This is a genomic window from Allofrancisella heilbronnii, from assembly GCF_000710735.2.
GTDB lineage: Bacteria > Pseudomonadota > Gammaproteobacteria > Francisellales > Francisellaceae > Francisella > Francisella frigidaquae.
This window is the reverse complement of sequence record NZ_CP144673.1, coordinates 1,667,331-1,683,578: the sequence shown is the minus strand read 5'-3', so window position 1 is coordinate 1,683,578 and position 16,248 is coordinate 1,667,331. Positions and strand designations below refer to the sequence as shown.

The window sequence follows — 16,248 nt, the reverse complement described above, 5'->3', positions numbered from 1 at the left end:
CTGCATATTGTTTATGAGTTACTATTTTTTAAGTGAAAGTTGCTTTGTTTATAATCTAAGTGATCGACTTTCTATAGATGATAATCTTAAGATCCTTAGAATTTATAAGTCTATTTCAGAAGATAAGTCATTTTGTAACGATTTAAAGATTCATGACATTGTACCGGCATATAACTCAATAGCTTTTCATTTTATTTATACTAACGATTTTTTATCCTTACAAAACAAAATCCTTAGTAGAATAGAATCAGTTGATTATAGTAGCTATATAGAATTTAAAACGCATTATATTGATGTTGAGTATGTTGGTGTAGATTTAGAATCTGCTTCACAAAAACTAGGCTTAAGCGTGCTGGAAATAATAAAAAGACACACAGCAGCAGAGTACCATATAGCAATGCTTGGCTTTAAACCGTACTTACCGTATTTATTGGGACTGGATACTAGTTTAAGTTTGCCTAGACTGGCTACGCCAAGAAATAAAATAGATGTTGGCTCTGTTGGGATAGGTGGCTCGCAGACTACTATATTTACAACAGATACGCCAAGTGGTTGGAATATTATTGGTAAAACAGCTTTTAGAGATTTTTCTAGTTTTAACCCAGCAGATAAAGTGATTTTTAGGGAAATTTAGTTATGTTTTTAGTCAACTGTGATTTAGGAGAAAGAGAAGTAGCTCATCCAACTGATGATGAATTAGTTAAGTATATTGATATTGCAAATATAGCTTGTTCTGGACATGCTGGCGATAAGCAAAGTGTTGAGTATTATACAAAGCTTTGTAATGAGAATAACGTTAAAATAACTGCTCATATATCTTACCCAGACAAACAAAACTTTGGTAGAAAAATTATTAGTATTGATAATGCCACTTTACAAAAATCTTTTGATCAGCAGCTAGCTCTTTTTGATGGTGCTATAAAAGCTATTAAGCCACATGGAGCATTATATAATCAGTTAAATGTTGATGATAAGTTAGCCAATTTTTTTATAAGGTGGTGTTTAGATAATGGTATAAAGGAACTTTTAGTTAGTCCTTTTGGTGTGGTCGCAGAATATGCCAAAAAAAAAGGTATAAAAACTATCAAAGAGAGTTTTGCAGAAAGGGGGTATATGTTAGATAAAAACAATAATCCTATGCTTATTCCCAGAGGTACGCCAAATGCAGAAATTCATGATTTAAACAAGGCACTGTCTCAATATATGGATCTAAAAGAAGGTTTTATAAGGATAGCTAATAAAAAAGTTGCTTTTAATTCCGAGACGATTTGTGTTCATTCTGATAGTAAAATAGCACTAGCACTTGTAAAAGAAATATATAATCATAAAGGCTAAGTATGCAAACAAAAATATTTTCCGTGAAAGGAGGGTTATCGTTCCCTGTTTATGAAAGACTATATGGCTTTCAAGATAAGGGTATATCTCTTGGTGGCGCTCAAGATCAATTAAGCTTTAGAGTTGCTTATCAGTTATTTAATCAGCCTTTAGATTTTCAAGCTATAGAGATGATTTATCCTGCGAAAATAACAGCCGAAGAAGATCTGCTTTTTATATTGTGTGGAGCAACTTACGAAAATACTTCTATGGGCGGCAAACAAATAGTATACAACCAAATACAGTCTTTTAAAAAAGGAGATACACTAGAATTCAGTGGTATTAAGACTGGGTTTCGTACTTTAATTTTTGCTATAGCTCAAACTTCCAACCAAATTGTAGATATTGGTAAGAAAAGGTCAAAAGAAATTGAGCAGTTTATAGATTCAAACTATAAAAATAACTATATACGAGTAATTAAGGGCCCAGAGTTTGATATTCTAGAAGATAATGGTTTTTTCGAGCAAGTTTGGACAATCTCACCAAACTCAAGTCAAATGGGGATCTCTCTAGATGGTAATGCTTTATCTATTAAGAAAGTAGAAATGATCTCACAACCTGTAGTTGATGGTACAATACAGCTCTCTCCTGGCGGACCGATAGTTTTGATGCGCCATAGACAAACTGTAGGTGGTTATCCAAGAGTGACTACAGTCGTTGAGCCAGATATAAATAAACTTGCTCAGTTTGTACCAAAGGCCCATTTAAGATTTAAGCTTGTTAGTTTCGATGAAGCAATAGAATTAAATTCTAAGTTTAATACTCTTTTTACAAAAAACCTTTTTTCGTAAATTAAGAGTGTTTTTATCTATTTTTTGTTATAAACTTCTCATCGTAACTAACTCTAAATTAGAGGAACCATTTATAATGTTGCGAAAATTAGTAAAAACCTTAATTCCAAGTCAAGATAAGATATTTTTTGACCTACTGATACAGGCTACAGAGAGTGTAGAAGAATCAGCAAGGATTTTAGATCAGATAATGAAAGAGAAGGATAATCTAACAATATCTGAGCTTGCAGAAGAGTTAAGACTAACTAGAACCGTCACAGTTGAGTTAGCTAATAAAATTGATCATGAGTTAGCCAGATATTTTGTAACACCTATAGATAGGGTCGAATTACATAATATTATAACTTTACTTTCAAAGCTGAATAAGCGAATCGTAAGAGCTTATCGCTATATGCAAATCCTAATGGAAGAGGAAAGAGGCAACGTTAACCTATATTTATCAAACTGTGTTGAAACTCTTAGAAAAATGACAAAAGTTCTAGATGGTATGATGAAAGCTTTTAGTAAAGGCGATTATAAAACTCTTAAATCACTTTATACAAGAATAACTGTTTTAGATGAAAATGTTTTAGAGGATCTAGGCTATGCTCTTAAGAAATTTTCTCATTTTGAAGAGGGCGACATTATTTTTATAATGAAAGTTAAAGATATCTACAAAACTATAGAGAATGCTATTTCAACTTGTACAGCTGTTGCAGAATCAATAATGAGAATATATGTAAAAGAAGTTTAAATAGGATTTTGTTATAATGGTTACCTCAATGTTAATAATAATCATTTGCGTGGCTTTATTTTTTGAGTTTACAAATGGTTTTCACGATGCAGCAAATGTTGTTGCTACACCAATAGCTACTAAATCTTTAACACCTTACCAAGCTATAGGCTTAGCAGCTTTCTTTAATTTTTTAGGAGCGTTTTTTGGTACTGCTGTAGCAGCTACTATCTCAAAAGGCCTTGTAGATACAAGTATAGTTTCAGATATAGTTCTTGTATCTGCCTTGTTAGGAGCTATAAGTTGGAATTTTTTCACATGGTATTTTGGGATCCCGTCAAGCTCATCTCATGCCCTAATAGGCTCCTTAGTAGGGGCTGTTATAATAGGAGCTAGCTATAAAGACGTTAATTACATTACAGTAGTTAATAAGGTTCTTGTACCTATGATTAGCTCACCAATTTTAGCTTTTTTCGTAGCTTTAATTGTTTGTATAGTTTTGTTAAATATTTTTACTCAAGTAAAAAATGTAAGACTTACTAACAAATACATTAGGGAGTTACAAGTAGTATCAACTAGTTTATTATCCTTTTCGCATGGTTCAAATGATGCTCAAAAAACTATGTCAATTATAACCTTAGCATTATTAAGTGCCGGTTTAGTACAGAGTACTGTAGTTCCAGATTGGGTTATAATAGTTTGTGGTGTAGCTATGGGTTTGGGGACTCTTTCTGGTGGTAAAAAAATCATAAAAACTTTAAGTACAAAACTTTCGAAACTTGAGCCTACAAATGCTGTTTCAGCCGAGTTAAGTTCAGGATTATTAGTTTTAGGTGCTTCTCATATAGGCTTACCAGTTAGTACTACTCAAGTTGCATCAGGTTCAATCATGGGTGCTGGCTTTGCTGATTCAGGAGTTAATTGGAGAGTTGTTAAAAAGCTAGCAACCGCATGGCTACTAACCATCCCTGCGTGTATCTTTGTTACAGGGACCATCTATACCATACTATATCATTCTTTTGGTAGTTTTTAGCTATAAAATATTTTCCTAACAGTCTCTGTTGGCTTATAATTTAGAATTAAGATATTATATTTTTTTTTCAAAGTATGCTAAAAAGAGATCAAGTTAAAAAAATTATTATGGCCCTTCACTGGTTTACGGTTGTTTTGTTAATCTTAGTATTTATATCTATAGAGTTTAGAAGCGCTTTTGGTAAAAACACGGTTTTTTACAATTTTATGAAAAGCTCGCACTTATATATAGGTTTTAGTATTTTATTTTTAACCATTTGTAGGATTATTTTAAAGCAGTTTGCTATATTTCAGAGATCAGATTATAGTTTTTTGCGTGATTTTTCGGCCAAAGTAGTTCATGGATTTTTATATTCTTGGTTAATAATTATGCCTACTTTAGGTTGGTGTATAATAAGTGCAAAAGGTACATATACAATGCCATTTGGATTGCCAAGTATTCTCGACACCATGCCAAAAGAACAAGTTATACAGTTAAAGAATATGCATGAATACTTAGCATATCTTGGGTTAGGTATAGTATTTGTTCATATTTTAGTAGGTTTATCTAATTATTTATCAACAAGTAGAACTATTTCTTATTCGAAAATAAAAGTTTCTAAGAACGCTAACAAATATAAGGAGAAAGTTTTCAAATAAAACAGCCGATTTTTTTGGAGGGGAGAAATGATAAAGCTGATATCTATAGAAGCTGTAAAAAAAGCTTTTCTAAAAGGCATCGATTCATTTACTGGTCTATATGCAATTCAAAATAATAAAAATCACGTCAATTTAGCTATTGGTAATTTAATGCTGAATATTAAAGGTCAAGGGGTTCATATAAATGAGATAACAACTATAGAGCTTGAAAAAGCTAACCGGATAAAGGCTATTTTAAATAGAGATAGTGATGAAGAGCTCAAAAAGCTTTTTATAGGTCTTGGAAGAAGGTTAAATCAAATAAGCCAAGACAAATGTAAAAGATGTTTTATAACGACTTATTACTCTTTTATAGCACTATCGGTGTTTCATTATGCCTCTATAATAGATCCAAAATATTTGGAAGTAAACAATAATGTCTCCGTGCTTGATTTTTATGATATGGAGCGGTTGCTAGCATATTACTTAACTCCTGATACCCGCCATAAAAAAGTTATTTTGAAACTTTTTAATGTCATAGGAAATACTTTAATCAATATAAATACATCACTATATGAAGAAAGCTTTTTAGATCAGCTTTATTTAGATCAGATTTCTGAAAGTGAAAAGCTATGGGCTTTTATTTGTCAGTCAGACTCTAGCTTAAAAACTCAGGCAAAAGACTTTCTTGATTATAAAAGTTTTAAAAAATTTTCTGATTTAGGGAAAAAGATATTAAAAGAAAAAAGCTTTAGAGATTTTAATAGTGGTAGAATAGCAGAATTCCGAGAGGTACCAGAAGATACTGACTTATTTATAAAACTAGATGAGCTATTTTTAAATACTAGAGACATTCTTAAGGGTGTTGATAATATATGTAATGGTATATTAGCTTATGAACTAAAATTTAAGCAAAACACAACAAACCTTCATTCAACAGCAGCATTATTAAAAGGTTTCCGAGAAACGTATATATCTGGTGAAGCCATAATGCAGCGAGATACATTATCCCATTTAATCTCTAAGGGTATAGCTTTTGGTATGTTAAAACCTGTTCTTTCATCGTCTATAATTGCTTTACTGATAACAAGTATTACTGGGAAAACTCTAAATATATCGTTTAATTCTCCGTATTATGGAGCTTGGAATAGGCATGGTATAACAGGACAAATCAGGGGTTTCCTACTAAAAAACTATCTTGAGATGTTTTCCATTTTTATAGAAAATCATTTATATTTTGTTTTATCTCAAGCGGAAAATTTTAATATACCTATGCTAACTGTTAACAAACTCTGTTTATTTGGAAATGATTTTATAAAAAAGTTTACTTCTTTTTATAAAGGTTGTTTAGAGCTACTGCCTAATAAAAAGCAAAAAGGAAGCTTGTATTTTTACCTGAAAATGTATGCTGGTATTACACCAGATGGACAATTTACTTTTGAACCTGACTTTGAGAAAATAGAAGCCTGGGATAAGTCAAAATTACCTAAAGTATATAGAGACATTTAGCTTCAATTTAGTTATTAACTAACATCATGGCTTCCTAAATCATTTCCTAATAATTCTAACAACTCAGTTCTAAATGCCTCAACTAACTTATCTTTATGCTTTGAATACTTGTATACTAAAACTAAAAAAGATTCTATGTGAAAATCTACCTCAAAGCCTCTTATAAAGTCAATATATTCGGAATCTTTCATCAGTGAGTCGTAGTAAAATTTAGGCATAAAACCAATTATATTCTCTTTTTTTATAATATTAGATTTTTGTACTTCATTACTAACTAGATATTTTATTTTATTAGGGTTGAACCTATAGGTTTTGTTTTGATGGTTATCTTCAGCATCTTCGTTATGTGTGAAGTTGAAAATATTGTGGTCCCAGTCATATCGATTAAATACCAAATCTGTCTCTAGAACTTTCTGAGGTTCGTTATGTAAATCTTTTATAAAATTTTTATTCCCATATATTAGAGCAGGTAGTTTTGCGGTATTAACAGACTTACAAACTATCCAATCATTTAAATCAATATGTTCCAAATGTTTTGTATTTATTAAGATTACATCATATGTCTCAAATTGATATTCTTTACCGTCTAGATGGTTTAAGGCATAATTGTCTAAAGTAAACTTTAAGTTACTAGTGGAGTCTTGATTTAGTTTAGGTATTACTCTATCTATAGTTACTTTTATAGAAAGTGGAGACCCTAATATTCTTATAGCTCGTCTTTCTTTAAACCCATTATTTTTAACGCTATCTATAGTGCTTTCTAAATCCTTATAGATTTTGCTACAAGAATGAAAATATTTGACACCATTTTTTGTTGGGGTGATGCGATTGTGTATATTTTGTATGAGTTTAACTCCAAGATAATTTTCTAATATGTCTATCTTGCTTTTTATAGTGTTAAGTTCAACGTTATAGAATTTTTTTACAGAGCTGTATGATCCTAGTTCTACTACCTTGATGAAATAACGTGTTGCCTCAATAATATCTTTGCTGAAATCAATATTCATATAATAAAACCCCTTTATGTATTATATTAATATATAACTATACTTAAAAAAATTTAAATAATAAAGATATTTATATAAAATTAACCACATTATTTAATTTTTCTCTCCCTGTGCGATAATTATTTACTCTATCTTGAGTATCTTCGTATCCTATAGCGATACCACATAACAATATATAATCTTTGTAGCCTAACTCTTGTTTTACTACATCTGGATAGTGTGCTAATGACGCTTGAGGGCATGTTGCTAACCCTAGATCAATTGCTGCTAGCATTATAGATTGGATTAGCATACCACAGTCCATGTAGCCACTAATTCCTGTATTATGGTACTTAAATATAAATGCTGTAGTCGGAGATTCGAAAGAAAGATAATTTTTTGCCCATTGTTGTAACCGTCTATCTTTATCCTCTCTGGTTATTCTTAAAGCACTATATAAATCGTGCCCACACTTTATAGCTCTTTGCTTTAGTTCGCCATCTAACTCTTCACCTTCATACCCGTATTCCATGCATGGTTTTTGTCCTTCTTTATGAGCTTTAAGTATTTTGTTCATTAGATTTTCTTTTTTTTCTCCGCTGATGACAGCTATCTTCCATGGTTGGGTGTTTTTGCTAGAAGGCGTCCATTTTGCAGCTTCAAATAATTTAACAAGAAGTTCTGGAGGTATAGGTTTTTCTAGAAATTTCCTAACAGATTTACGCTTTTTTAATGCATTAATTACATTCATAATTTATATAAAATAGTTTTTGTCTGGATACTTTATTTTACTAGATAAAAGCAATAAAAGGGTAATTTCTACAGGCGAGCGCTTTTATTGCTTGATTAGTGATCTAGATCTATATTAAAAAATTTTTTTATTTATTTGAGTTAGACTTCCTAAAACTATAAAATCTATACACAAAATTACTTATATAAACGGATAAAAATATGGAATCAGTAAACTATAGAACTTTATTAAAGGATTTATCTAATCGTATAGAATCATTACGAGGCTATCTTTGACTATGATGTCAAAAAAGAAAAATTAACAGAAATTTTAATGGAGCTAGAAGATGGCTCTATATGGGATAATCCTGAACATGCACAAAACCTGGGCAAACAAAAGGTTGAACTAGAAAACATTGTGTTAACTTGTGAACATATTATAGATACTTTAGGAACTTTAACAGAACTTCTTGAGTTAGCACAAGAGGATGAATCTTTAATCCAAGAAATTGCAAAAGATACTCATGAGATTACTCAAGAAATTGAGAGGCTAGAATTTAGAAGAATGTTTTCTAAAAAGATGGACCCTAATAATGCTTATCTAGATATTCAGTCTGGTTCTGGAGGAACAGAAGCACAAGACTGGGCTGAAATGTTAATGCGAATGTATATGCGTTGGTCAGATAGTCATGGTTTTAAAGTTACGATAGATAATGTCTCAGATGGTGACGTTGCAGGTATAAAAGGATGTACTTTAAAAATTGAAGGTGAATATGCATATGGATGGTTAAGAACAGAAACAGGGATTCATAGGCTAGTTAGAAAATCACCCTTTGATTCTAATAATAAAAGACATACATCGTTTGCTTCAGTGTTTATATCACCTGAAGTTGATGATAATATCGATGTTGAGATTAATCCAGCTGATTTAAGGGTGGATACATATAGAGCATCAGGAGCTGGTGGCCAGCATGTTAACAAAACTGATTCAGCTGTTAGAATAACTCACTTACCAACAAATATTGTGGTCCAGAGTCAAAGCGATAGATCGCAGCATAAAAATAGAGAAAATGCTATGAAACAGTTAAAATCTAAGCTGTACGAGATGGAGCTACAAAAACGAAACGCTGAAAAAAATGCTTTAGAAGATTCAAAATCTGACATTGGTTGGGGAAGTCAAATTCGCTCTTATGTTTTAGATCAATCTCGTATTAAAGATCTAAGAACAGGTGTGGAAAACACAAATACTCAAGCAGTATTAGATGGTGATTTAGATAAATTTATAGAAGCAAGCTTAAAAAGTGGTTTATAGGATAATTTTAAATGACGGATAAAAATAATAAAGTAGAAGAGCAAGTTTTAGATGAAAACTCACAAATTGCTTTAAGAAAAGAAAAATTAAAGATATTAGCTGAACAAAACGCAGGTATTAGTCATCCAAATGTTTTTAAAAGAAATGTAGTCGCTGCGTGTCTTCAAGCTAAGTATGCAGATAAGACAAAGCAAGAATTAGAAGAAACAGAACCCAAACAGAATTATAAAGTCGCAGGACGTGTAGTATTAAGAAGAGTTATGGGAAAAGCTTCTTTTTTTACTCTTCAAGATATGTCAGGCAGAGTGCAAGTTTATCTTAAAAAAAGTGATTTGCCAGAAGGTCAATATGATACATTTAAGAATCTATGTGACTTAGGAGATATAGTTGCTGTTTCTGGTGTTGTATTTAAAACTAATACAGGTGAGCTTTCTATTCATGCTGATCATTTTGAAGTTTTAACTAAAGCTATCAGACCATTACCAGATAAGTTTCATGGCTTGTCAGATCAAGAAATGAGATACCGTCAAAGATATGTCGATCTTATAACAAATGAAAAAGCTAGAGAAGTTTTCAAAGTACGTTCGAAGGTGGTTAGTTTTATTCGTAAGTATTTTGATAATTTAAATTTTATGGAAGTAGAAACGCCTATGATGCATGTGCTGCAAGGTGGTGCTGCAGCAAAACCTTTTAGAACCCATCATAATGCTCTTGATATGCCTTTATATTTACGTATTGCTCCGGAGTTATACTTAAAAAGGTTAGTAGTTGGTGGTTTTGAGCGTGTATACGAGATAAATCGTAATTTTAGAAATGAAGGGGTATCTTCTCGTCATAATCCGGAATTTACAATGCTTGAGTTTTATATGGCATATGCTGATTATAATGATTTGATGGATCTAACAGAGGATATGCTTTCAAAGTTAGTTAAAGAAATCACAGGTAGTGTAGAGCTGGAATATGGTGAACATAAGATCAACTTTTCTGCACCATATCAACGTATATCTATGGTTGATTCTATAGTTAAGTACAATCAAGATATTACAACTCAAGATTTAGCTGATTTTGAATCAGCAAGAAAAGTAGCAGAGAAGTTAAAGATAAAGGTAGAGCCTTTCTATGAGCTTGGTCATCTAATAAATGAAATTTTTGAAGAGACTGTTGAAGATAAGCTTATTCAACCTACATTTATAACAGACTATCCAGCTGTAGTTTCTCCTTTAGCTCGTCGTAGTGATAGTAACCCGGAGTTTACAGATAGGTTTGAGTTTTTTGTAGGAGCCCGTGAGATTGCAAATGGGTTTTCTGAGCTAAATGATGCCGAAGATCAGGCAGAAAGATTTAGAAAACAAGTTGAGGCAGCAGCTTCAGGTGATGATGAAGCAATGCCATATGATAAGGATTATATTAGAGCACTAGAGTACGGTATGCCACCAACAGCAGGTCAAGGTATAGGAATTGATAGGCTTGTGATGTATCTAACCAACTCACAGTCGATAAGAGATGTGATACTTTTTCCTCATATGAAACCTGAAATATCCTAAAATAGCTATAAAGCCCAATAAAAATACATATAATATAGTTAAAGAAATTTAATAGTTTATTAGGGCTTACGAGTGAAAAAAAACTTACCTAGAAAAAAAGTATACTTATTACTTTTATCATTATTGATAGTAATAATAGGCTTTATTATTTTATCTAAAAACACAGAGCTTAGTGTGCAACCGTCTGAAATGATCGGTAAGCAAAAAGAAAAACCAGCCAAATCAATCTTAGGATCACCGCATAAAAAGTTACTGCCAGATAGAATTATAGGAGGTTTTCTAGATATGATGGCTTTAAGTTCAGCTAATAATATTGATATGAAAAAAGTAGCCGATGACGGTTATAATGTTATAATTATTGCAAATACAGAGGTTTATGGTACAGACATAAATTTTTCTTCTAATAGCTTAGCTGGTGTTAGTAATCAAGAATTTGAAAAAAAGATAGCTGAAGCTAAAAGCGCAGGGTTAGACGTTATCTTAGGTGTTGGAGGCATCCCAAATACTTTTTATCCAGGGGTCCAAAAGAATAAGCTTGGCCCTAAAGTCATAGGGGAGGATTTAACAGACGCCGAAATAAATACACTTGGTGAAAATATAGTTAAATTCTTAAAAAAGAATGATATAAAGGGTATCGTTTTTGGAATTAGGAGATTCATTTCTCCAGCGTTTCTAAATAAACTAATAGCAAAAATTAAACATGCAGACTCAAATTTAGCTATTATAGTAAGTCCTAAGGTAAATGATTATAAACTTGTTACTACAGGTCATAGTGAAGATTACTCTAGTGCTATTAAATCTGGAAACGTTGATTATTTATTTATACAAGAATACGATGAATACCCACAGTATGATCCTAATTTTATTTCAGAAAGTTACGATAAAATTATTCAAAATGCTGAAGTTCCATTTAAAACAAAAGTTTTGATAATGGAACCAACAGACCCTTTAGCTGGAGGGGGAGTTAACACTGTGTATCATCCTATGGCAGATGCTACAAATTCTCTTACAACGTCTCAAGCCGTAGCTTTAATGTTACCACAGCTTGAAAAAATAAAACTTAAACCAAGATTTTCTGGCATTGTAGGTTGGACTTTAAATGCTGATTATACCTCTGGTTTATATGATGACGCTGACCATAAAGCAGGATCTTTTGCTTTAGGATTACGCAATTGTATTTATAAAAACATTTGTGATCCAAGAGTCAAAATCATTAAAGGACCAGTTGTTGCAGGATTTTTACCTTTGTGGGGGAAAAACAGTACGTATAACATTTCTGGTAGACAATTAAATAGTAGTCCTATAAGTATTAAAATGCCAGAGGATAAAGAGTATTGTGATGAAAACCCACAGGTTTGTAAGTATAACGTTTTTATAGTCGCGTATTTAACTTACAGCAGTAGCGGTGGATTTAAGTTTACTTTTAATCAAGAAAATGGTGACTCGAAAGAGATATATTCTCCACAAGATCTTAAAGAGTTTATAGGCTATATGAAACAAAAAGGCAAACATGTCATAGTTTCGATTGGTGGAAAATTTTCTTACATTGAGTGGCAAGAGTTTGATTTTGATGAGCTTGAAAAAATTGTTGGTGATTATGGTTTCGATGGTGTGAATTTTGACTTATCTCCTTCTGACCTTCCACAAAACAAACAGATGACACAGCAAGCTGCTAAAAAGATTATAGAGTTTGTAAAACATATGAAAACTACAAAACTAGATTTTTGGTTAACATTTTCCCCTGTTTGGACATATATTGTGGCGCCTTTAGATAAAAATGGTGAAGATAATATTTACCGCAATCAAAGTTATGCTGATTTAATGAATGAAATAGGAGTTAATAACATTGATTACATATGGTTAAATACATATGGTCATTCAGGCATGGCCGGTATTTTAGGTTTCTATAAAGATCCTAAAGGAAACTATTTGAAGGTTACTTCAAATGATGGTTACCCTAGTTTTATGGCTTCTTTAGCTTGGGCCTTAACGACACAACAGGGGTACGATGCAAATAAGCCTAAATACGAGGTAGATCGTGTTCCTAAAATTCCTGCTGATAAGTTAATATTTACTATCCCAGCCATAGAAGGAGTTACTGCAAGGGGGTTGACATACGCACTTTCTGCTAATGATATCAAAGCTACTGTGGAGTTGATGGAAAAACATCAAGCATCTTTTGGGGGTTTTGCATTATGGAGTATAGATTTTGATGCTATGAAAATTAACCAAGGAGAACTGTCAGCTGGATATTCACATCAGCCATGGAGTACTACTGATGCAATAGCTTCTATAAAGCTTCCTCCAGTTATTTCTAAAGTGATTTATAAATCCAGCATTAATAAAAATTCTAGTAAAAAAAACTACTCAGATGGATCCTTGATTACTAGTACACTAATCAATTATCCAGATGGTATAGGCACATATGGTGCTGGTACCATTGTTAGTTATCAAGCTGCAGAATATAAATGTATTTCTACTTTAGTGGCAAGTCTGTGTAACGATAAAATGTACATGCCAAATGGCTTATATGGAAAACTTGCATGGGAAAAAGTTCAAAAAGATAGCGTTGTCGATGATAGCACATTTACTAATAAACCTGAAATAATAATGGTCAATGGAGCTTATAAGTATCCTAGTGGCATAGGCTCCTACAGAGATGGTGAAGTTGTAGTAAACGGGGATAAAAAATATGAATGTATACCCGGCAATCAAGATTTATGTAACAATCTTACTTATGCACCTTACGGTGATAAAAGTTATCTGGCATGGAGTGATATAACAAAAGCGACTAATGTGGAGCGCTCGACTATAGATTCTAAGGTTAAAAAACCAAAAGCTGCCGAATATGTTTATCCAGATGGCATAATTTCGTATGCAGGTGGTACAACAGTATCAATAGGTAACGATCTGTATAGATGTAAAGTAGGACCAGAGTCAAGACTATGTTCTATAGAAGCATTTGATCCTTCGGGTGACTATGGTACAGATGCTTGGGTAAAAATAAATTAAAACTATTCGATAGAATCCATAAGCTCTTGGAGCTCCCCTGATTCTTTCATCTCCATTATGATATCACATCCTCCAATAAGCTCCCCTTTAACCCAGAGTTGGGGGAATGTTGGCCAGTCTGCATATTTAGGAAGAATGGCTCTAATATCTGGGTTTTCTAATATATTCACAAAAGCAAATGGTTTGCCACAAGCTCTAATTGCGCTAGCTGCATGAGCTGAAAACCCACATTGAGGCATATTTGGAGAGCCTTTCATATAAAGAATAATTTGGTTTTCTCTTATTTGTTTTTCTATTCTATCTATTACTTTTTGTTCATCAGGAGTATTCATTTTATATCCTCTTTATAGGTTAAGTGGTTAGTATACTTAGAAATTTTATTTAAAAAATGATAGCATATTATACTAAACGGGTATAGTCATCTAGAGGCTATTAAGATAAAAACAAATTTAAAGGGAGTTTTACTATGAAATTTGAATTACCAGCTTTACCTTATGCTAAGGACGCGTTAGAGCCAGTTATCTCTAAAGAAACTATAGAATACCATTATGATAAGCACCATCAAACTTATGTTACTAACTTAAACAAGTTAGTAGAAGCAACTGAGCATGACGGAAAAAACTTAGAAGAAATTATTAAAACTGCTAATGGTGGCTTATTTAATAACGCCGCGCAAGTTTATAACCATACGTTTTATTGGAACTGTCTTTCACCTGAAAAAACAGAGCCTTCAAGTCAACTTAAGGCTGCTATAATGGAAACGTTTGGTTCAATAGATAAATTTAAAGAAACTTTTTCAGCAGCAGCTATAGCTACATTTGGTTCTGGTTGGGCTTGGCTAGTTAAAGACTCTACAGGGAAGCTAGAGATAGTAACAACAAGTAATGCAGGGTGCCCATTAACAGATAATAAAAAGCCTTTACTAACTTTTGATGTTTGGGAGCATGCGTACTATATTGACTATCGTAACGCTAGGCCTAAATATATAGAGGCCCTCTGGAATTTAGTAAACTGGGAATTTGTTTCAGAACAGTTTGCTAAATAACTTTATACAAAAAGCTATAAACTTTTTAATTCTTTTTATATTATTAAAATTCTAGATGCTACAAAATGCTATCCTAGTTTTACTAATATGTCTTTGGATATTTCTTGGGCCTGGGATTGTGTAGTAGTAAAGCAAAATTATACTTATTTAAGATTTGTCATAGCTTTTATCTGGTTTTTGGATATATAGATAACCAACGACACAATTATCCCTATGATAAAGCTAAAGATAAATAGACCACTCCAGCTATAGTAGTATTGGATATAACCAGCTAGCGGTCCGACTAGTACTCTACCAAGTGAATCAATAGAGCTAAGTATAGCGAATTGGGTTGCTGAGAATTTAACGTTTACTAAGCTCATTATCATTGCTACTAAAATAGCTGTACCCATTGCACCACAAAAATATTCAACTGCCACAGAGGCAACCATTAGACTATAATTTTTCCCTACTATTGCTAAAATGACGTACATTAAATTTGCACATGCCATGATAATGCTAAAATAAAGAAAGCTCTTATATATACCTATTTTTTTTGCTACTAGACCACCAAAAATTAATCCCAAGATAGTAAAAACTAGAGACAGGCCTTTATATGATACAGCAATAGTAGTTTTGTCAAACCCTAAATCAACAAAGAAAACTGAGTTTAGGGAAAAAGCTATAGCATCTGCTAGTTTATAAGCTATTAGAATCGCTAATATAGTGAGAGCAGGTTTGATACCTTTGCGTGTTACAAATTCTATAAATGGATTAATAAAAGCTTCTTTAAAGGTCCTTGGTACAATAATCTTAGTATCTTCTTTTAAAAATAAAGTAAATATCGGACAGAGCGCAAAAAAAGCTAAAATGATTAGTAAAGCATTACCCCAGCCAGAATTTATAATATGTAGGATGTTATCGTTACTAGAAACTAAAATTAAAGAACCTAAAAGGTGAGAAGAGTTCATAAGGTTAGTAACTTCAAGTGGAGTAAGACATAGTTGATCAAGGCTGTAACCATGGTTAAAGTTATCTACTAAAATTAAGAGTATTGATCCAGTAATTAACATGCCTATACGATACCCCATTACGGCAACAGCATTTCCTAGGGCTCGCTCAGATTCGTCAAGAACTTCAGTTTGGTATGCGTTGATGGCTATATCTTGTGTTGCTGATGTAAGGCATATTAAAAATCCGATAAAGACTATTACTAAGGGGTAGTTAACAGGTGAAAACCTACTCATTAGAGCAATTAGTAAGATTAAAGTTACTTGGGTGATAAATATCCACCCCTTTCTTCTACTAAAACCTTTAATACTGACTTTGTCTAGAATCGGAGCCCATAAGTATTTAAAAGTATACGGTATTGCAATTAGTGTTAAAAACCCAATATCTTTAATTTGAATATTATTATCTTTATACCAAAGAAATAAAGATGACGCAGTAAGCATTAAAGGTAGGCCAGAAGCATAGCCTAAAATTAGCATACTAAACATTTTACTTTGCTTAAATGGTGCAATTAATTTCTCTAAAATGGTCGGGGATTTATTCATTAAGGATGAGATACAAAATTTTAGCCTGTATTTGATAATAGGCTAATTT

Annotated in this window: 15 protein-coding genes; 11 read left to right on the top strand and 4 right to left on the bottom strand. The window is 32.3% G+C overall.

Annotated features, from left to right (window positions below; genetic code table 11):
• The first annotated feature begins 13 nt into the window (after positions 1 to 13).
• The 7 genes from FRA_RS07880 to FRA_RS07850 all read left to right on the top strand — a co-directional run bounded on the left by FRA_RS07880 (position 14) and on the right by FRA_RS07850 (position 6,036).
• Positions 14 to 634 carry a 5-oxoprolinase subunit B family protein gene (locus FRA_RS07880; protein ID WP_035720522.1) on the top strand — a complete coding sequence of 207 codons (621 nt, stop codon included), beginning with the start codon at positions 14 to 16 and terminating at the stop codon, positions 632 to 634.
• Positions 635 to 636: 2 nt separating this feature from the next.
• Entirely contained in the window at positions 637 to 1,335 is a 699-nt protein-coding gene (locus tag FRA_RS07875) for a 5-oxoprolinase subunit PxpA (RefSeq protein WP_035720521.1), read from the top strand.
• 2 nt (positions 1,336 to 1,337) lie between these two features.
• Positions 1,338 to 2,165 carry a 5-oxoprolinase subunit C family protein gene (locus FRA_RS07870; RefSeq protein WP_035720519.1) on the top strand — a complete coding sequence of 276 codons (828 nt, stop codon included), beginning with the start codon at positions 1,338 to 1,340 and terminating at the stop codon, positions 2,163 to 2,165.
• Positions 2,166 to 2,241: 76 nt separating this feature from the next.
• A complete protein-coding gene (locus FRA_RS07865; protein ID WP_035720517.1) occupies positions 2,242 to 2,898 on the top strand; it encodes a DUF47 family protein in 657 nt (218 codons plus the stop codon).
• 16 nt (positions 2,899 to 2,914) lie between these two features.
• A complete protein-coding gene (locus tag FRA_RS07860; protein WP_035720515.1) occupies positions 2,915 to 3,910 on the top strand; it encodes an inorganic phosphate transporter in 996 nt (331 codons plus the stop codon).
• 74 nt (positions 3,911 to 3,984) lie between these two features.
• Complete coding sequence (locus tag FRA_RS07855; RefSeq protein WP_081835936.1) at positions 3,985 to 4,548, top strand: cytochrome b; 564 nt, start codon at positions 3,985 to 3,987, stop codon at positions 4,546 to 4,548.
• A gap of 27 nt (positions 4,549 to 4,575) precedes the next feature.
• Positions 4,576 to 6,036, top strand: coding sequence for a hypothetical protein (locus FRA_RS07850; RefSeq protein ID WP_035720514.1), 1,461 nt, complete (start codon positions 4,576 to 4,578; stop codon positions 6,034 to 6,036).
• A gap of 14 nt (positions 6,037 to 6,050) precedes the next feature.
• Here the strand turns inward: FRA_RS07850 and FRA_RS07845 are convergent, their stop codons facing one another.
• Positions 6,051 to 7,043: a LysR family transcriptional regulator domain-containing protein gene (locus tag FRA_RS07845; protein WP_051686780.1), complete on the bottom strand. Its 993-nt coding sequence runs from the start codon at positions 7,041 to 7,043 to the stop codon at positions 6,051 to 6,053.
• Between the two features lie 70 nt (positions 7,044 to 7,113).
• Positions 7,114 to 7,773 carry a nitroreductase gene (locus FRA_RS07840; protein ID WP_035720512.1) on the bottom strand — a complete coding sequence of 220 codons (660 nt, stop codon included), beginning with the start codon at positions 7,771 to 7,773 and terminating at the stop codon, positions 7,114 to 7,116.
• A gap of 200 nt (positions 7,774 to 7,973) precedes the next feature.
• On the opposite strand from FRA_RS07840, the gene prfB reads away from it, so the two are divergent.
• The 3 genes from prfB (at position 7,974) to FRA_RS07825 (ending at position 13,619) form a co-directional block, all read left to right on the top strand.
• A protein-coding gene (gene prfB, locus FRA_RS07835) for a peptide chain release factor 2 (RefSeq protein ID WP_155960886.1) occupies positions 7,974 to 9,063 on the top strand; the annotation gives its coding sequence in 2 pieces (ribosomal slippage) (positions 7,974 to 8,045 and positions 8,047 to 9,063; 1,089 coding nt in all).
• Between the two features lie 11 nt (positions 9,064 to 9,074).
• The gene (gene lysS, locus FRA_RS07830) at positions 9,075 to 10,607 is read left to right on the top strand and encodes a lysine--tRNA ligase (protein ID WP_035720508.1); all 1,533 of its coding nucleotides are present in this window, start codon (positions 9,075 to 9,077) and stop codon (positions 10,605 to 10,607) included.
• A gap of 72 nt (positions 10,608 to 10,679) precedes the next feature.
• Positions 10,680 to 13,619, top strand: coding sequence for a glycosyl hydrolase family 18 protein (locus FRA_RS07825; RefSeq protein ID WP_035720506.1), 2,940 nt, complete (start codon positions 10,680 to 10,682; stop codon positions 13,617 to 13,619).
• A 2-nt stretch (positions 13,620 to 13,621) separates the two neighbouring features.
• Here FRA_RS07825 and grxD read toward each other — a convergent pair whose 3' ends face one another.
• Positions 13,622 to 13,951: a Grx4 family monothiol glutaredoxin gene (gene grxD, locus FRA_RS07820; RefSeq protein WP_035720504.1), complete on the bottom strand. Its 330-nt coding sequence runs from the start codon at positions 13,949 to 13,951 to the stop codon at positions 13,622 to 13,624.
• A 134-nt stretch (positions 13,952 to 14,085) separates the two neighbouring features.
• Between grxD and FRA_RS07815 the strand changes: the two genes are divergently transcribed.
• Positions 14,086 to 14,664 carry a superoxide dismutase gene (locus FRA_RS07815; RefSeq protein WP_035720503.1) on the top strand — a complete coding sequence of 193 codons (579 nt, stop codon included), beginning with the start codon at positions 14,086 to 14,088 and terminating at the stop codon, positions 14,662 to 14,664.
• Positions 14,665 to 14,807: 143 nt separating this feature from the next.
• On the opposite strand, the gene FRA_RS07810 is transcribed toward FRA_RS07815, so the two are convergent.
• Positions 14,808 to 16,199, bottom strand: coding sequence for an AmpG family muropeptide MFS transporter (locus FRA_RS07810; RefSeq protein WP_035720501.1), 1,392 nt, complete (start codon positions 16,197 to 16,199; stop codon positions 14,808 to 14,810).
• Positions 16,200 to 16,248: the final 49 nt, after the last annotated feature.